The sequence below is a fragment of the Candidatus Paraluminiphilus aquimaris genome (assembly GCF_026230195.1).
In the GTDB taxonomy this organism is placed as follows: domain Bacteria; phylum Pseudomonadota; class Gammaproteobacteria; order Pseudomonadales; family Halieaceae; genus Luminiphilus; species Luminiphilus aquimaris.
In genome coordinates, this window is the sequence record NZ_CP036501.1 from 1,168,323 (window position 1) to 1,186,183 (window position 17,861).

Annotated in this window: 11 protein-coding genes; 5 read left to right on the forward strand and 6 right to left on the reverse strand. The window is 52.0% G+C overall.

Annotated elements, in window-relative coordinates; translation table 11 throughout:
* Window positions 1–20: 20 nt before the first annotated feature.
* Window positions 21–1,304 (reverse strand): TetR/AcrR family transcriptional regulator, encoded by a 1,284-nt coding sequence (locus E0F26_RS05475; RefSeq protein ID WP_279243037.1) that lies wholly within the window; start codon window positions 1,302–1,304, stop codon window positions 21–23.
* Between the two features lie 148 nt (window positions 1,305–1,452).
* Between E0F26_RS05475 and E0F26_RS05480 the strand changes: the two genes are divergently transcribed.
* Window positions 1,453–2,202 (forward strand): enoyl-CoA hydratase/isomerase family protein, encoded by a 750-nt coding sequence (locus tag E0F26_RS05480; RefSeq protein WP_279243038.1) that lies wholly within the window; start codon window positions 1,453–1,455, stop codon window positions 2,200–2,202.
* Here E0F26_RS05480 and E0F26_RS05485 read toward each other — a convergent pair.
* From E0F26_RS05485 to E0F26_RS05500, 4 genes are all read right to left on the reverse strand, one after another.
* Complete coding sequence (locus tag E0F26_RS05485) at window positions 2,189–6,541, reverse strand: hybrid sensor histidine kinase/response regulator (protein WP_279243039.1); 4,353 nt, start codon at window positions 6,539–6,541, stop codon at window positions 2,189–2,191. The genes E0F26_RS05480 and E0F26_RS05485 overlap by 14 nt on opposite strands.
* Window positions 6,542–6,613: 72 nt before the next feature.
* The gene (locus E0F26_RS05490) at window positions 6,614–6,940 is read right to left on the reverse strand and encodes a hypothetical protein (protein ID WP_279243040.1); all 327 of its coding nucleotides are present in this window, start codon (window positions 6,938–6,940) and stop codon (window positions 6,614–6,616) included.
* Between the two features lie 556 nt (window positions 6,941–7,496).
* Window positions 7,497–8,897: a S8 family peptidase gene (locus tag E0F26_RS05495; RefSeq protein ID WP_279243041.1), complete on the reverse strand. Its 1,401-nt coding sequence runs from the start codon at window positions 8,895–8,897 to the stop codon at window positions 7,497–7,499.
* Window positions 8,894–10,696, reverse strand: coding sequence for a putative bifunctional diguanylate cyclase/phosphodiesterase (locus E0F26_RS05500; RefSeq protein ID WP_279243042.1), 1,803 nt, complete (start codon window positions 10,694–10,696; stop codon window positions 8,894–8,896). Before E0F26_RS05500 ends, E0F26_RS05495 begins: the two co-directional genes overlap by 4 nt.
* Window positions 10,697–10,904: 208 nt before the next feature.
* On the opposite strand from E0F26_RS05500, the gene nadA reads away from it, so the two are divergent.
* Window positions 10,905–11,978 (forward strand): quinolinate synthase NadA, encoded by a 1,074-nt coding sequence (gene nadA / locus E0F26_RS05505; RefSeq protein ID WP_279243043.1) that lies wholly within the window; start codon window positions 10,905–10,907, stop codon window positions 11,976–11,978.
* Here the strand turns inward: nadA and E0F26_RS05510 are convergent.
* On the reverse strand, window positions 11,975–13,441 hold the full coding sequence (locus tag E0F26_RS05510; RefSeq protein ID WP_279243044.1) for a M48 family metalloprotease: 1,467 nt from the start codon (window positions 13,439–13,441) through the stop codon (window positions 11,975–11,977). The genes nadA and E0F26_RS05510 overlap by 4 nt on opposite strands.
* 109 nt (window positions 13,442–13,550) lie before the next feature.
* Here E0F26_RS05510 and E0F26_RS05515 point away from each other — a divergent pair, with 109 nt between their 5' ends.
* The 3 genes from E0F26_RS05515 to E0F26_RS05525 are packed head-to-tail and all read left to right on the forward strand — an operon-like array spanning window position 13,551 to window position 17,739.
* The gene (locus E0F26_RS05515; RefSeq protein ID WP_279243045.1) at window positions 13,551–13,799 is read left to right on the forward strand and encodes a sulfurtransferase TusA family protein; all 249 of its coding nucleotides are present in this window, start codon (window positions 13,551–13,553) and stop codon (window positions 13,797–13,799) included.
* Entirely contained in the window at window positions 13,796–14,851 is a 1,056-nt protein-coding gene (locus E0F26_RS05520; RefSeq protein WP_279243046.1) for an AI-2E family transporter, read from the forward strand. Before E0F26_RS05515 ends, E0F26_RS05520 begins: the two co-directional genes overlap by 4 nt.
* Entirely contained in the window at window positions 14,848–17,739 is a 2,892-nt protein-coding gene (locus E0F26_RS05525; protein ID WP_279243047.1) for an insulinase family protein, read from the forward strand. The genes E0F26_RS05520 and E0F26_RS05525 overlap by 4 nt, the downstream gene beginning before the upstream one ends.
* Window positions 17,740–17,861: the final 122 nt, after the last annotated feature.

The following is a 17,861-nucleotide window of genomic DNA, read 5'->3' on the forward strand; positions in this document are numbered from 1 at the left end:
GAGCTTTTTACTCTGGGCCGTTACCGCGGGCGGAGTCCAAAGAAAAAGACATTAAAAAAGTCATGGGCAGCAGACGTCACGTCGTCGAATCGTCGCCATTGGTCAATGTCCGCTGCTGCGTTTATGGCGCTCACTAAAAGAAATCGAGACACCAAGGTGTTTGGGGTTTCCATCGTACCCTCGGCTACACCCTGCGAAATGAGTTTATCAATTTTTGCGTGTGTCTCTTCGGAGCGATTGAGCACCTGACGTCGGATATCGCCAGGAAGCGCTGTGATTGTATTGTATCGGATGAGTGGCCCACTTTCAGAGTTCTGAAGGCCAAAGATGGCCAGGCAAATATCCCCTAATTTCTCAAGCGGCGGCGTCATCTTGTCGTCCTGCAGCGAGATGATGCTGTCGAACTGGTCTATGGTGAACTCATAGCACTGAGCGAGTAACGCTTCCTTGCTCGAGAAGTGATAATAGAAGGCACCTTTGGACACGTCTAAGGACTCGGCAATGTCGTCGAGTGACGTGCCGTTGAACCCTTTGCGATTGAAATGACGTATCCCCGCGCGCAGAAACGCCTCTTGTTTCATGCGGTTTTGCGCTTCTCGATTGAAGCCTTGGCTCGCGGTGCTTGTTGCCCGAGGGCGAACGTTGCCCAGCGAAAAACCGGCCTCATGGGGAACGAGACCATTGGAGAAGAGCGTTCTGACAACTTGTGTTGCCTGTTTTGCGTCGCGCTCTGGCATTTCGTAAAGCCAGTAAAAAGACCAATCCAATGCAGTTAATAAGGCGCGTGTCGCACTGGTCGTGTGGCAGTCACGAATAACGCCCTTGGCAATTCCGTCGCGCAAATAACCTCTGAAACGCTTAAACACCCTTAGGTAATCCAGCTCAAGCTCTGTTCGTTGCTCGGTTGGCAATACGGCGAGTTCTAGGGGCGCCGCGTAGTAATCTCCGCGTCCGGCGAGCGAGTCCAAACTTATCTCAATATGCCGTTCCATAGCGCGAATGACACGCTCGAGGGGGTCGTCTGTTTCCTGCTCTACCTCGTCTAACGAGCGGTGCAGTCGCTCCATGGCGCTGACATAGCACTGATAGATCAAATCTTCTTTTGTTTTGACGTAGTAGTAGAGACTTGTTTTGGTAAGTCCCAAGCGATTTGCAACATCCGCAAGCGTCGTTGACCGAGCCCCTTTGGTGTTAAAGAGCTTTGCAGCGCGTGACAAAATAGCAGCACGCTTTGCTGAGTGTTGAGCGCCACGACTGAAGGGCGATCCAGTACCCGTTTTGTTTGGAATTGCAGAATCTGGCATCGGACTCGGTTTGGGCTCTTAATGTTGTTTGACGCCGAGGGACATTCCCGGCGTTCGAATATTTGAACTTTAAGTATTTTTTTTGAACCTGTCCATCCAGACGGACCGACTCGTGACACAATAAGCATTGAAAAGAAGGAGAGAGCAGATGGCAGATTCGATTCGCTTTACTATTGATGGCTCCTTAGCTGAGCTGACACTCGCTGCACCCGAGCGTCGCAATGCAATTGGCTCACAGGAAATTCAAGCGGTGAAGGCGGCTCTATCCTCCATTCCAGAGAGCTGCCGGCTTTTCGTGATTCGCTCCGAGGGCCCGGTATTTTGTGCCGGCGCCAATTTAAAAGAAATAACAGACGGCACCATGAACGGTGATGACTTTCAGTCCATGACGAATGCCATCGCAGAGCTTCCGATTCCGACTCTCGCGATTGTCGAGGCGGATGTTTTTGGCGGCGGAGCTGAGCTTTTATTCAGTTGTGATTTTCGTCTCGCGGTTGAAGGCAAGAAACTTATGATTCCGGCTGCGGCCGTTGGCTTGTGCTACCCGGTAGAGGGTATTCAGCGAATGACTCAGCGACTAGGGAGCACCTTGGTCAGGCGCTTACTGCTGACAACAGAACCCGTATTATTCAAAACGCTATTCGACTACGGTGCTATCGATTGGTTGGTGACCGAGGCGTCGGTTGGTGCCCGATCAGCTGCGGTTATCAATAAGCTCACAGGCCTTGCGCCTATGTCGCTTTCCGCGATGTTGCGCATCATAAAAATGGTTGAGACCAATACGTTTGATCGATCAGAGGCGCAACTACTTGCGGATGAATGCAGTGCGTCAGAGGACTTGCAAGAGGGGTTACGAGCGCAACGTGAGAAACGCGCTCCTGTCTTTAAGCGCCGTTAGACCCGTCGACGCCTGTATGTTCTGAGCGTAGCCGAACGTAAGCTGCGAGTAACTGTCGGAGACTCTCTCGTACGAGCTCGTCCAGTTCGTTGGCCTCTTCTGGTGTGAGTGTGTGGTGATCATCCTTGGCTGATGCCTCGATCTCCGCTAAGCGGTCGCCAAGTACGAATGCACCGATATTCCTCGCGGAAGATTTGTATGCGTGCGCCAAGCGGCGTGTTTCTGCTGCATCGCCCTCGCGGGTGGCCATTTCTATTTCGTTTATGAAGGTAGGTGTCTGCTGCTCGAACAATCCCACAACCTGGTCTACTAAATCCATGCCGGATTCAGGATTGATTTGTGCGATAGCAAGCAGCGTTTCTTCGTTGATTAGCGTATCTACATTACTCGCTTTAACAGGCCTTTCTGGAGTTGCTTGGGCATGGGTCAACAGCATTCGTCTGAGATCGCCTGTGGAGAAGGGCTTTACCATAACGTCGGTCATACCAGCTTGCAGTGCTTCATCGAAGTCACCTGCCGAGGCTGATGCAGTGGCGGCAATAATGGGAAGTTCATAACCTTTGGTACGAATTGCCCGAGTCGCTTCGAAGCCGTCCATCACGGGCATTAAACAGTCCATAAGCACGATGTCGAATTGCTGCTCATCGACCGCCTGTACTGCGAGTAAACCATTCTCTACCGCTTTGTATGAGGCGCCTAGGCCCGTCAGCATGCTCTCCACAAGCAGTTGGTTCACGGGATTATCCTCAGCTATCAACACACGCAGACCGTTGAGCTGTTGCGCGGTATCAGGACTCGTTTCTGACTCGAAGCTGTTAAATGCCTCGCGTAGCGTCGCGCCCGTGACAGGTTTGTGTATGAAGTCCCAGGTTTTGGTTGCGATTAGCGGGTTGTCGCTGCGTATTTCTGTTAGCAGCAGTCGATGGTCGAACTTATCTTGGTCAGCAAATGCTCTGAGGGTTTCTGTATCGCTGATCTCGTCGACAACCACAGCGACGGTATCGAGGGGAGCCTCGTCGGGGTGGCTAATACGTAGCGTCTCAAAACCAAGGCGTAAGGCTTGAGATTGAAAGCTCAGAGCGAGCTTGTCGTCTTCAGTGCACAGCGCCACCGTACCGCGTTGACTTACGCGTGCCTCAGTTTCTCTGGTCAGTGGGATGGTTATATGAGCGAGCGTCCCTTTGCTGTTAGGTCCATCAAACAGCTCAAGATTGCCACCCATAAAGGTCATGTAGCTCTTGCAAATAGCAAGGCCAAGACCCGTACCACCAAAGCGACGTGTGGTTGTTGCGTCGGCTTGCGTGAATTTGTCAAAAACCTTGTCACGCGACTCTTTTGGGATGCCCACGCCAGTATCGGCTACGGCGATTACAACCGCGTCGTTCTCATCGAGGAAGGTTTTGATATCAACACTACCAACCTCGGTGAACTTCACAGCATTACCAATAACATTTGTCAGCACTTGTCTGAGTTTTTGCGCGTCACCACGGTAGGCGCCGGCGACGTTGTAATCGTGAATAACACTGAGCTCTACTGACTTACGCTGCGCGGGCTCACCCTGCAGGTAGGTCACGTCATCGACAAGGTCGCAGACGTCGAATAGTTCCTCATCAAGCTCAAGTTTGTCTGCTTCAATTTTAGAAATATCTAAGATTTCATTTATGAGGTTAAGTAACGTTTTACCGCTGTTCATAGCGGTGCGCGCGAGCCGCGACTGCCGAGGCGAAACACCTGTATTGAGCAGGAGTTCATTCATTCCAATGATGCCGTGCAGGGGTGTCCTTATTTCGTGACTCATTACGGCCAAGAATTCAGTCTTGGCTTGGCTTGCCTTTTCGGCGTCTCGTTTAGCCAGTTCTAGCTGATGGGTGCGTTCTATTACCTGCTGTTTCATTTCAGCTGCACGATCGATGGAGATCTGCAGCGCGCGTCGTGAACGCAGTACAAAGAGCAAAATAGTCAGCAAAATGGCAGCGGTGTAACCAACATATGCTTGCACCGTTTGGTACCAGGGTGGTGCAACGATAATGGGGAGCGATAAGCCGCCGCGATTCCAGACACCATTACTACCCCGGGCCGCTAATTCAAGCGTGTAAGATCCTGGGCGCAATGTCGTTAGCTGAACCTTGCCGTCGGTTGATTCCCAATTGTAAATGGGAGTGAGGCGGTGTTCGTACTCGATATTCCAGGGGGCACGGTAATCTGCTGCGAAAAACTCCACCGTGGTCAGCGTATCGCTGGCATCGAGTTCTAACATGTCATCGGTTGAGGTGGGGTAGAAGCTGCGACCCATTATGTCGATCGAGCCAAAGCCCATATCAACCGGTCGTTTATCAAGTGTTTCTAGGCGCCCGTCAAGATAGGTGACGCCTCTCGGACTTCCAAAGAAAAGCATGCCGTCGGCGCTCTTATAACTTGCACCCGAGTTGTACTCTTCAGCGGTCACACCCAGCCGAGAGGCGAAATGTTGGACCGAGCCGGTTTCCTCAACGACTCGTGTCAGGCCGTCGTTATGAGCCAGCCACAGAGCACCATTATTGTCGTATTGAATACCAACGATCGCGAGGCTGGGTAGCTCAAACTGCCGTGAAAGATTCAAAAGCTCGGTGCCTTCACCTGAGGCGTCACGGCTTACGCGATAAATCCCCGAATCATCAGTACCCAGAAGTAGCGAACCATCGGGTTCAACCTCAATATCGATGATGGTGGTATCGACCCCTATAGCTTCACTTAATGCCGTGCCATCCACCGATAGCGGTCTTATAGCTGTGAGGGTGGGGTCGATGACGCCTAAGCTCTGTGACATTCCTACAAATACGGATCCAGCTTTATCCTCGGCGAGGGTAATGGGATAGTCACTTAAGTACTCACCAGGCGGATTGCGCAGAACTCTTTTCACTCGACCTGATGGAGCGACAATCGCGGTCCCGCCTCCGAACGTCGACACCACGACATCGCCAGAGGAGTGCGGAAGAATAGAAGTCACGCCAGGCGCTTGAAGCGCAAAAGGATTATTTGAATCGAGCGCAATAGCCTCCATTTGGTCGGATACCGTGTTTAGCCGGTACAGCCCTGCATCAAAAGTGCCTATCCATAAAATCTCGGCCTGACTCGCGAGAGACATAATTTGATTACTGCGTAGCTCAGGGGTGTTAGCAGTATTAATCCAGCGAAATCTTGTTTCGCCCGGCGCGAGTCGACTCAGACCGTCCTGTGTTCCAACCCAAATAGTACCGTCGCTCGTCTGGTGAACCGCGTTAACGTGATTGTGAGAGAGGTTAGAGTTGGTGGCATTGAAAGCGTCAAACTGCGTCTGCGCGCCTTGCGCGAGACCCGCGCGCGTTCCCACCCAGTAACTACCATCCGAGGACTTATAAAGCCCTACGATCCAGTTACTGGGAAGGCCAGTGAAGGAATCACCGTAATACCTGAAGGTCCTGCCCGCATCCGCTGTGAACACCAAGCCGTTTTGGGTGCCTAACCATACGCCCGTATCGTCGCTGTATGCACTTGTAATTAAGTTCGATGGTAGGTCGTCGCTACCCGGCCCTTCAGTTACATGTCTCACAGAATCTCTTTCAAGATTAACAACAAAGAGGCCACTCGAAATCGTTCCGATGAACACATTTTCGCCATGGATTGCCGCAGAAGTAGTGATTACTGGCGTGTCGATGGCCGACAGCTTTGCCCGCTCAGCTATGCGGACTTCACCAGTATCTGTGATGCTAAATTCGTAGACGGCCTCAGAATTGATACCGATCATCTTATTCCCAAGAGGAATAAGTTTTACGATAGGGGTGGCTCTAATTCTTTTGCCCTGTTCTCGAATGTTTGGCTCAGGGAGTTCAAATAATTCCGCGCGACCAACCCCCGGCCTGTAAAGACCGATAGAGTCCTTAAGACCAATCCATAGTCGGTCCTGACTGTCGAATGCAATCGAGTTAGATTCGCCCTCACTTACAAATGTTACGGGCGTTTCGAACTGTTGTGTTCCGGGGTTGAAAACCTGAAGAGAGCGAGTAAGCACCCAGAGCCTCCCCGCTGAGGATACGGCTAGCGCCTTTACACCGCCAGGCTTTAAACCTCCATCATCCGCATTTGCAGCAGTGAAGATATCAACGTCCTCACCCCGCTGGCGCGTTAAGCCCTCTTGCGTTGCGAACCACAGTGCGCCACTTCCGTCTTGTGCTATTTCACTGACTTCAATCGAGTTCAGCTTGCTGTTGACTGGGGATTCCCAAAAACTGATATCTGTCGTAGCTTTTGCGAAGGCACAAAAAACCAGTAAGGTCGCCCCCACTGGCTGCGCTAAGAGTCTTTTGTGCCACGTTGTGTTCATAGCCCCATTATCAAGGGTCTGAACATTACCTCAAGTACGGCTTGAGGGTGTTTTACGCTGGTCTTAGAAATCTTATTTGTCTTTTTTGTCTCGTCGCGAGGGCATTGTTGTGCCACCTGTCGTGCTTGGCCACGTGATCACCGAAGGCTTCACCGCAAGACTCTTTGCTTTTACGACGCGCTCTGCAGTTACTTGTGTGCGAACAGGAGTACTGCCCCACTGGAAAGACTTGATCTGACTCGCTGCGAGTTCTGTACCAGCGGTCTGAGTCACGGTAGCAGCTGTCTGCGGAACAACTTTTGTTGAAACCATCGCAGCACCCACAGGCTGGCCGGCGAAGGTGACATTGGACAGTGCGAGAGTAGCTACTGCTGCTGCAACGGTGATTACATTTTTCATCTTTAGCTCCTAGCGTCTGTGCGCTGAATTAAGTCAAAACGCCGATGGCTCTACCTTGGCTATCGGTTGGGTTCAGACTAGGGAGCAGTGGCATCGAGTTACAGTTTGTGAATAACCCACGCGGTTTGATCCGGGTGCCCAAGATGGGTGAAGACTTTTGGGCAGGATTTTTTAAAAAAGTAGGTTCTTGGGTTTCGAGTTTTTCTTTTTAAGCGCCTTGGGGTGTGGGGTTTAAGTCCGGCCCCACTGCAAGCCCCTATCTACGCCAATAAATAACCCACAAAAGTCGTTGCCTATTTGCATTGCACATTATTTATACCGCAAAAACAAAATGTGGCGGACGGGCTCGGTGATCTGACGTGACCCGAAGGTTGGGTATCAGACACCGATGTCAGCCCCCAATCTGTCAGAGGGGTTACACGGTGCATGCGACAACTGGTGTATCCCGTCTCAAGCACGTGATGCCACATACAGGGAGTCTGCGTGCCTGAGACGACCTAATTACAGCGGTAGATGGGTATGCGCGCCTTCAATCCTTGCGTCTATATACGCGCGTCTATTTATGCGGGTCTAATGTGTAAGCGCCTTCGATAACAGTACCGGGCGATAAACCCTCGAATCGCTCCTCACAGTCAGTGTCAGTTGCACGAAGTGCAGCACTGATATCAATCAAGCCTCTTCCTTGTGACATCGGTGAGATGGGTGTTTTGCTTTCCCTTGCCAGCGGCCTCGCTGTATTTGCAAGTAAGCATTTGACGTCATTATTTGACAGTTCTGGTCTCGCTTCGAGCAACAGTGTTACCAGTCCCGCAACAACCGCTGAGGCCTGTGAGGCACCACTCGTTACCCACAGTCCGTCCTTCGTAAATTCCGTTGGTTCGTGGCTTGGACGGCTGACGGTTGGTGGCAAAAATGCCGCGAGACGCGTCCCCGGCGCCACAATGTTCGGTTTGATGTGTCCTGAGTGTGTTGGGCCTCTTCCTGAGAAGGGTGCAACGCGAATTTCGCTCGCAGAATTATCGAAAGAAGCCGCTCCGACGGTAATCAACCAGGGATTGTTTCCGGGCGCTGTCACCGAGGAAAGGTGGGGTCCTAGATTGCCCGCCGAGACCACCACAACGAGGCCCGCATCCCAAGCGGCTGTCAGGGCGCGATTGAGGGGATCTAGATTGTAAGGGAGTTCTGTTGATGCGCTGATGGATAAATTAAGGACCCGAATACCGAATCGTTCTTTATTCACTGTCACCCACTGAACAGCTCGAATCACGTCTAAAAACTGTGCGCGTTCCTGCGCATCGAAGGCTTTGACAATAACCAGTGACGCAAGGGGTGCTATACCCGCCCAATTACTGCCTGCCCCCACAATAAGGCTACTTACATGTGTTCCGTGCCCCGTACTGTCTGAGACGTCACCACCCTCAATATCGGTAACTGAGTTGTAGCGTGCAATGATTCTTGGAGATGGCTCACCCCAGGTGGCATTTTTTGAGATACCGGTGTCGACGATGGCCAAACCAACACCTTGGCCTGTGAGGCCTTGCTCGTCTCGAGCAATAAGCGTCTCTAACCAATCGTTCTGAACGGGGGCGCCTCGTTCACTTCGCAACCAATCTGCAGCGTGTTTGGTGATGGCGTACTCGGGTGCCTCCTCGTCAGATAGCGCGGCATCGATAATGATGTTATCAATCTTCCGATTTTCGGAGAGTTTCTGGATGCTTTGCGGCGACAGTAAAGCGCCAACGGCGTTAAGTAACGGTAGGTTGTGCGTAATGATGCCGCCCGCTGCCAAAACTTGCGCTTTAGCGAGAGCCTGCGTCTTTGCGACAACCAGTGCGCTTTTTTGTGGCCGTTCGCTCTCTCTGTCAGGTGCGTTTTGCGTGTGGGTGGGCAGTGGTGAGCAGCCGATTAGAAGTAAACTCAGGATGAGCCCCAGCCAAGGTCTTGTCCGCAGGATCATCCGTCTTCTGAGTCTAGACCGACAGTTGCGCGGAAGTCGTGTTGACAAAGCCTGGCGAGTTCATCGATCGGCACAGGCTTCGAGATAAGGTAGCCCTGTATAGAATAACAACCGCGTTCGCGTAGATAGGTTGCTTGTTCTGCCGTTTCAACCCCCTCAGCAACTAAATCAAGCCCTAGCGCCTGTGCCATCGAAACAATGGCATTGACGATTGCGTTACCTGATTCTGAGCCGAGATCATTAACGAAAGTCCGATCAATCTTCAGCGTGTTGAGTGGGAATTGCCGTAAATAATTCAACGATGAGTAGCCTGTGCCGAAGTCATCGATTGCGAGTTTAAAGCCCAAGTTTCTGAGCTGGTGGAGCTTGCCAATACTGTCATCACCACTGTTCATGATGGCGCTTTCGGTGAGCTCAAGCGCAATTTTGTATTGAATCTCTAGCTGTTTGAGTGTCGAGGTTAAGCGCTCTACAAAATTACTTTGATTAAATTGTAGCGGCGATAGATTTATGGCCAAAGACATCTTACTTGGTAGCTGCCCGGCATAGGCCTTTGCATCGGCATTGACCCGATTCAAAATCCAATCGCCAAGCTCATTAATCAGTCCACTTCTCTCCGCCACAGGAATAAATCGGTCGGGTGAGATGGCATTTCCCTGCTCGTCCTCCCAACGCACAAGCGCCTCTGCACCGATAATGGCACCGGTAAATAAATCGACTTGTGGCTGATAAACCAGCGAGAGTCCCGTTGTGAGTAACGAGTGACGCAGTCCCTCTTCGATCGAGAGTTCTTGCGCAGAGTCGTAAGCAATAGAGCTGTCGTACATTCTCGCGCGCTGACGACCTTCCGCTTTGGCGGCGTAGGCCGCGGAGTCGGCGCGAACAAGTAGTTCTTCAGGTGCACGGCCGTGATCTGGGGCCATCGCAATGCCAATGCTGGGTGTAATGACCAACGTATGACCCGGGATTTGAATCGGTTCAGACAAACAGTCTATAAGGTGCTCGGCAATTTGGTTGAGTTGCTCTTCGCCGTAGGGGTTTCTGACAATGACTGAAAATTCATCGCCGCCGGGGCGGGCAATTTCCAACGCAAAGGCATCGAGTGGATATGTTTTCTTCGCGCCGGGGTATTCGGAAGCGATGGGACCAATCTCAGCCGCGCACGTCTGCAGACGAGACGCTATTTTCTTGAGGACAAGATCACCGCGCTCATGCCCAATGGAGTCATTGATCCGCTTGAAGTGATCGATATCGATCATGATCAAGCCTGTCTGGCCTTCGTTCTTTTCGGAGTTGACCAAATTTCTTCGTAACTGCTCGGTAAAGCTACGTCGATTAGGAAGGTCGGTTAAATGGTCAAAGTAGGCCAGATATCGAAGGTGATCTTCTTTTGATTTAAGTTCTTTGTAGGTGTCGGCAGAGCGCAACATGTATTTGACCAGCCTGCCTAGCAGCGGCCAATTCAAGGGCTTGGTAATGTAGTGGGTGGCGCCGGCTTCGAACCCCAGGTCAATCGTTTCCTGGTCATCCGCCCCAGTAACAATAAGTATGGGGGTGTCTTCGCTCTCTACCCGGGCACGCAGATGTCGGCAGGTTTCAATGCCACTGATACCCGGCATATCGACATCCATAAAGACAAAGTCAGGGTTGTTATTGGCGACGAGGTCGAGCGCCTCGTGCCCGTCTTGGGCTTCTAAGATTCGCATACCCTCCGACTCTAGGCACTGTCGGATAAGAAGGCGTTGCATGCTGTCATCGTCACATACAAGTACCAATGGGTTGTCGTTTGGTTTTACCACCAAGTCTTCATTCCCTTATGTACGCATTGCTTCTCAGTCATGTCATCGGTATTACTTTATTATTAGGTCGTCACCCTAGCTGAGTCTTTACGCTTCATCACTCACCGGCTGGCGACACAGCCTTACTGAGGCAAAGCCTGAACTTCGGGCTTTTACTTCCTTCATATGAAGGTAAACTGCGCGCTACGCATTGTGAAGGCTTTTTTTGGTGTCGATTGCAGATCAAAAACTCCGTGAGATACGCGAGCAAGTTCAGACGCATTTAGCGAGCGTACCCGCTCGGTTGACGCCCGAGCGGCAGTCAGCGTTGGAGAATAAGATTCGTGCACAGTTAGATGCCCATAACGCAGTGATTGTCGCGCATTACTACACCTCACCAGAGATACAGGCCCTGGCCGAGGCCACTGGTGGCTGTGTGTCGGACTCCCTGGAGATGGCGCGCTTTGGGCGAGATCATCCCGCTGAGACCCTGCTCGTAGCGGGCGTACGATTTATGGGGGAGACCGCAAAAATACTGACGCCAAACAAGCGCGTGTTGATGCCTACACTCGAAGCTACCTGTTCGCTCGATGAAGGGTGTCCTATCGACGAGTTTTCCGCTTTTTGTGATGCGCATCCAGATCGGGATGTGGTCGTCTACGCCAACACCTCTGCGGCGGTGAAGGCGCGAGCCGATTGGGTGGTCACCTCAAGCATTGCGCTTGACGTTGCCGAGCACCTCGCAGATGAGGGTAAAAAGGTGCTGTGGGCACCCGATCGACATTTAGGCGATTATGTTCGCCGCGAGAGTGGTGCGGATATTTTGGTCTGGGATGGTGCTTGTATCGTGCACGAGGAGTTCAAGGCCAAAGGCATATTAGATCTCAAAAACGTACACCCAGATGCCGCGGTGCTAGCGCATCCAGAGTCGCCTGCCTCGGTACTTGAGATAGCAGACCACATCGGATCAACGACACAAATCATAAGAGCCGCAACCGAATTACCCCAGCAAAAATTTATCGTGGCGACGGATCAGGGCATCTTCTACAAGCTGCAGAAAGCCGCTCCTGACAAAACCTTTTTGATTGCGCCAACGGCGGGAGAGGGTGCTACCTGCAGAAGCTGTGCCAACTGTCCCTGGATGGCCATGAATGAACTCGAATTGCTCTCTGACGTGCTCGATGCGCCGGAAGGTCGGGAGGTTTTTGTTGATCCTGCGCTGGCTGACCGCGCTATGAAGCCGCTAGACCGAATGTTGTCATTTGCGCAGTCGTTAAACACGAGTGTCGTAGGGCGAGCTTAAGAGTTCTCCAGCTCCTCTCTTATGTCCATTACATCTCGCAGCCGCTCATTAATGGTGGCCGACTGCGTGAAGTTATTGTTCACAAGCTTAAGCGCATAGCTGAGCTGGCTCTGGGCGGCATCGAGCGCGCCGACCAAAATGAAGTATTCGGCCCTAGATTGATGAAGACCAATAATGTCACCTGCTAAACCCTGCACTTCAGCTAAGCGGTACCAAACGCCAGGGTCCTCTGGCTTGCGCTTGCTTTGAGTCTTCAATATCTGGGCGGCGATGTGGGGCATTCCCGCCTGCCATAGGGCATCGGCATAAGCCATGGTGAGGGGATGGTTGCCAGGTGACAAATTCAATCGCCGCTTGAGTTGTTTCAAAGCCGACTGATGTCTTCCTAGAGCCGTGTCGATGGTTGCATTAGCGATAAGAAAGGCGATGTTGTTGGGATCCGGTTTCATCGCTTGTTCGAGCGCATTGCGAGCTTTTACAGGCTCGTTAGAGTCTAGCTGAGCTAGCGCCAGTCCGTACCATCCGGCGGCGGCCTCAGTTCCGCCTTTGAGTGTCTGCTCTTTGAAAAGATCGATGGCTGCCTTAGGCGTTCTGGCGAGTTGGTGCCGGACGCGTGCTTGCATGAGTTGAAAATCAAAGCTCTTGGGCCGTATAACGCGTCGCTCGGCCCGAGCACGGTTGCGCATATCGGCAACGCGCTTCTCCGAGAGCGGGTGTGTTCGCAAAAACTCGGGAAGTCGATTGGTGCTGTAAAGGCGGTGGGATGCAAGCATTCGCTCGTGCATATCGGCCGCTGCATGAGGGTCACGACCAGAGGCAACGAGCGTTCTTAGACCAATGCGATCGGCTTCGGATTCGTTAGCGCGTGAGTACCGTAGCCGGGAGTCTTGAGCCGCCGCTTGTGTGGCCGTCATCGCCGCAAGTCCCGCATCGGATCCGGCAGTAGCTGCCAGCGCGATAGCGGCCATCAGTCCGGCAATGGTTAAAGAGCTTTGACTCTGCGCTTGTTCCCGCTGTCGAGAGAAGTGGCGCTGACTTAAGTGCGCGATTTCGTGCGCGAGGACCGCCGCGAGCTCGTCTTCAGTTTCAGCCTGGTGGACCAGACCATTGTGAACGCCAACAATGCCACCTGGTACCGCGAACGCGTTAATCGTGGGGTTGTCAACGACGACAAGCTGAAGCTGTCTGTCGTGAAGATCGCTGTGAAGAACCAATTGAAAAATTAAATTCTCGATATAATCGTAGAGCAGAGGGTCATCGAGAACAGGAGCCTGTGCGCGAAAAACTTTTAGCCACAAGCTACCAAGCCGACGCTCGTATTCCTCGGAGTAGAGACTCGTGCTCGAAGCACCGAGATTCGGAATCTTTAAGTTCTCATTAGCGGCTAAGGCTTGTGCGAAGCCGAGCGTCACCATCGCGGTTGCGATAAAAATAAACAGGCGGTGAAGGAAGGCTTTTAGCATGGCGAGACTTTAACTGACTTTCGCGTCTGTGGCTTCGTAAGGTGTGACAAAAGAACCGCTTGTTGGTTCCTAATGAGGGTATACTCGCCCCGGAGGCTCTGGATTCTCGATGTTTAATGTCCAAACAATAGATGCTCGCGGCAAGCGATGTCCCATACCGGTGTTAATGGCGAAACGCGCTATTGCCAAGGGGGTACTTACAGACAGCCTCAAGGTTTTGGTAACAGACCCATCAGCTCCGAAAGATTTTGAAACCTTTGCGCGACTCGAAGGTCATACCGTCAGCTGGGAGCGATTGGAAGCGATGTTTGCGATTACACTTAAGCTGAAATCGCCGGCGCCTGGAGATAGTCCATGATCGATACAATCAAGCAGTGGTACGAGCAACACTTGACTCACAAAGAGTCTGTGATCCTCGTGATCATTATGGCGCTAACGTTCTTGCTGCTAACGACAATGGGCGATGTATTAATGCCTGTGTTCGTCGCGCTGATTCTGGCTTATCTCATGCAAGGTGTCGCAGATAGACTTGTGGGCTGGGGGCTTAATGAAACGCTTGCACTGGCCGGGTCAGCCTTTCTGTTTTTGGGTATCTTCACAGGCTTTACGGTGGGTCTTGCGCCGTTGGTTTGGCGCCAGCTTGGCAGTCTGATTAGAGAAGCACCGGCCATGGTGGAGGCGGTACAGACTGAGGTTGCAGGAATTGTTGCGAAGTATCCCACCATGATTGAGCAAGCGCCGATCGACGAGTTGATGTCGACCCTCCAAGGGCAAGTTGCATCGTTTGGGCAAGCAGCCTTGGGTTTTGGCCTCTCATCGATACCGGGAGTCCTGACGTTTGCTATTTATATGGTGCTTATTCCGCTCATGGTGTTCTTTTTCCTTAAAGACCGTGAAGTCATTTTGCAATGGGTGCTCAATTTCTTTCCGACGGAGCGGCCGCAGCTTGATCAAATTGGGCGGTTAATGAACGTGCAAATTGCGAACTATGTTCGTGGCAAGGGTATCGAGATTTCTATTATCGGCGCCGTGAGTTATGCCGCCTTCACAACCTTCGATTTGAACTACACCGCTTTACTGGCACTACTGGTTGGGTTGAGTGTCATCGTGCCCTATATCGGAGCGTTTCTGGTGACAATTCCCGTCATGCTGGTGGCGCTACTTCAGTTTGGTCTTGCAGGTGACTTTTACTGGGTGGTTGGGCTTTACATGCTGATACAAGTGCTCGATGGCAACGTGCTTGTTCCACTCTTATTTTCTGAGGCGGTAAATTTGCATCCGGTGGCGATCATTATTGCGGTGCTCGTCTTTGGCGGTTTGTGGGGTGTTTGGGGCGTCTTTTTTGCTATACCCCTGGCAACACTTTGCAACGTCCTACTCGTATCTTGGCCAAAGGCAGCCACTGAATGAATCAATTGAAGGGAGAAGCTATGCAGGTTTGGGGTTGTCTTCGCGCGGGTATTGGCGCTGTTTTATTGGCCCTTATGGTTGGGTGTGGTTCAGAGGAAACTGAATCGATTGAGCCCGTGGTCGTCAATAAAAGCCCTAACGATAATCGTAGTTACGCGGCAGTAACCTTGGATAATGGTCTAAAGGTACTGATGGTCTCAGATAGCGAAACTGAGAAATCAGCGGCCGCCTTGAGTGTCGGTGTTGGTGCGTTCTCGGATCCAATGGATTTCCAAGGGATGGCTCACTATTTAGAGCATATGTTGTTCATGGGCTCAGAGAGCTTCCCAGAGCCCGATGGTTATATGAATTTCGCGGCTGAGAATGGGGGCAGTTCGAATGCCTACACCTCGAGTGAAATCACGAACTATATGATTACCATCGAGAATCAGGCGTTCCCGGAGGCCTTACATAGACTCTCGGAGTTCTTCTCGGCACCTATATTGGATCCGGATTACATCCAAAAAGAAAAAAATGCCGTTAATGCCGAGTGGTCTATGCGCCGAGAATCAGAAGGTCGCTCGATTTACCGGCTACAGCGTGAGTTGTTGGGGGAGCACCCGGCGAACCGATTCACAATCGGGAATCTTGAAACGCTGGCTGACAAGGAGACCCGTCAGCTTCACCCGGCGACGGTCGAGTTCTTTGAGCAGTACTACTCCGCCAATCTTATGGCGTTGGTTTTGATTAGCCCGCTGCCTGTTGCCGAAATGGAAGCCTTGGCAAGTCAATACTTTGCACTGATTCCCAATAAAGAAACTGATAAACCCACCGTGACGACCGAGCTCGATTTCTCGAAAGTGGCGGGTAAGTTAATTCGGTTTAAACCTCAGCGCGATCTCCGGGAAATGCGGATCAGCTACATTATCGATAACAATCAGGCCGAGTGGCGGAGTAAGCCCGGTGATTACCTTGGTTATGTTATCGGCTCTGAGATGCCCGGTGCCCCGGCCGATAAGCTTAAGTCGCTCGGTTTGATCAGTGAGCTCTACACATCAAGCTACGAATCGCTCTATGGTAACTACGGAACCTTTGAGGTCAGCGTTCAGCTGACCCCTCAGGGGATGAAACGCCGCGAGGAAATTTATGATGTTGTGACGGGCTATATTGAGCTACTTCGCCGCGAGGGCGTGGATGATCGATACGTCGAGGAATACCGGCAATCGCTGCAGAATCGATTTACGTTCCTCGAGAAGACAGATGACTTCTCCTATGCGTCCAGCCTAGCTGCGGCCATGCAGGATTACCCGATTGAAAATGTCATTGATGCCCCCTACCGATTTGATGGCTTTAACCAGGAAGCCGTTGATACATTGCTGTCCCAGCTGGTCGCTGAGCGCTCCAACGTATGGTTTATTTCGCAGGAAGAGCCGACAGACAAAGAATTGCAATTCTATGTCGCCCCGCACTCGGTTGAAGAGTGGCTGCCTCGTGATACATCGGCAGCGCTTGCGTTGGTTGATCGACTAGGGCTGACCTTGCCTAGCCAGAATGCGCTGCTACCTGAACGTTTTGATATCAAGTCCCCGCCTCAGGTCGCCACGGCGGTCGAGGTCGCTGATAACGTGACGTTCTGGCTGAAAGGAAGTGAGAACTTTGAGGGGCTTCCCAAGGGCTTTACGCGCATCCAGATAAATACGCCGAAGGCTTTTAATGATGTGGATAGCTTTGTTTATCTGGCGTTGTGGGAGTCACTTTACAACCTCAAGCAGGCGCGTCTAGCGACAGAGGCTTCCGTTGCCGGTATGTCATTGTCGATGTCCGCTGGAAGTGGTGTCTCCCTCACCATGTCGGGCTTCACCGATAAGCAGCCAGAGTTGCTGTCTCGGGCTTTAGCGGGTCTTCGGGTTGAGGCGACTGAGCTTGAATTAGGTCAGGCGGTCGAGCGTTATCTCCGGTCAATAGAAAACGCGAAGCGGGCCTTCCCCTACACTCGGCTATCACCTTTACTCGGGCTTCTGACGAGAGAGGGCCAATTCACCGACAGTGCACTTGCCTTGTCCGCGGCAAAAGCGACGCTAACCAACTTGGAAGCGTTTATCGACGCAACGTTGTCCGAGAGTCACTTGCGCGGCTTCTTCTTTGGTAATTACGATGAGGCCGATGTCATTTCGACCTACGAGCGGATGGCTAAAGTGGTTAATGCAAGTCCAAGTGCCGGTTATGCCCGAGCTGATGTGTACGATCCCCAGCCAGGTGCAACCTACCTACTCAACCGCGATGTTCCGGTAGAGGATCTTGGCATGCTGTACGCCTTTGCTGCGCCGGAGGCGAGTGTGAAGAATCGTGCGCTGAGTCGGATTCTTGCGAGGCACCTGCGCGTGCGAGCCTTTGAGACGCTTCGCACGGAAGAGCAGTTGGGCTATGCAGCGGGCGGAGGGTCGCTCGATCTATATCAACACCCGATGGTCATTTTTTATATCCAAACACCCGTGAAGGGACCGCAGGATATGCTCGATCGCTTCAATCAATACACGATTGAATATCGGGAGGAATTGGCTGACTTGTCACAAGATTCCTTTGAGAAGTTTAAAGCTGGAGTTTTAACCTCTCTAACTGAACCGCCCAAAAATTTATCGTCGGAGGCGGGTCCCTTTGCGTCTGATTGGGCGATCGAAAATTATGATTTCGATAGTCGCGACGAACTGATTACGGCGGTTGAGTCTGCCACGCTCGATGATGTTAGAGCGTTTTTTGACAGCACCGTTTTCTCAGAGGAGCGCTCAAGGTTGGTGATTCAGCTGCGTGGAAAACGTTTCGCCGATGAAGCCTTTGCGACCCTAGATGGCGGTGTGGTGGTCGATGACATCGACCAATTCCATAGCGAAATGGCCGTTCAGGCCAAATAAGCTTGTTTCTCGCTCGGCCATCGTCTCACAGTAAGAGAGTCGATGGTCTGAATGGGAAGGGTCTCGTTACACCGTACCCCCAGCGTTATCACCCATTACTTTGCAGCAACGTTCCGCCAGTC

Bases quoted from the DNA above. Each gene is read 5' to 3' on its own strand.
- E0F26_RS05515 (WP_279243045.1), top strand. From the start codon at position 13,551: ATGTTTAATGTCCAAACAATAGATGCTCGCGGCAAGCGATGTCCCATA.
- E0F26_RS05485 (WP_279243039.1), bottom strand. From the start codon at position 6,541: ATGAACACAACGTGGCACAAAAGACTCTTAGCGCAGCCAGTGGGGGCG.
- E0F26_RS05525 (WP_279243047.1), top strand. From the start codon at position 14,848: ATGAATCAATTGAAGGGAGAAGCTATGCAGGTTTGGGGTTGTCTTCGC.
- E0F26_RS05520 (WP_279243046.1), top strand. From the start codon at position 13,796: ATGATCGATACAATCAAGCAGTGGTACGAGCAACACTTGACTCACAAA.
- E0F26_RS05495 (WP_279243041.1), bottom strand. From the start codon at position 8,897: ATGATCCTGCGGACAAGACCTTGGCTGGGGCTCATCCTGAGTTTACTT.
- E0F26_RS05510 (WP_279243044.1), bottom strand. From the start codon at position 13,441: ATGCTAAAAGCCTTCCTTCACCGCCTGTTTATTTTTATCGCAACCGCG.
- E0F26_RS05475 (WP_279243037.1), bottom strand. From the start codon at position 1,304: ATGCCAGATTCTGCAATTCCAAACAAAACGGGTACTGGATCGCCCTTC.
- E0F26_RS05480 (WP_279243038.1), top strand. From the start codon at position 1,453: ATGGCAGATTCGATTCGCTTTACTATTGATGGCTCCTTAGCTGAGCTG.
- E0F26_RS05490 (WP_279243040.1), bottom strand. From the start codon at position 6,940: ATGAAAAATGTAATCACCGTTGCAGCAGCAGTAGCTACTCTCGCACTG.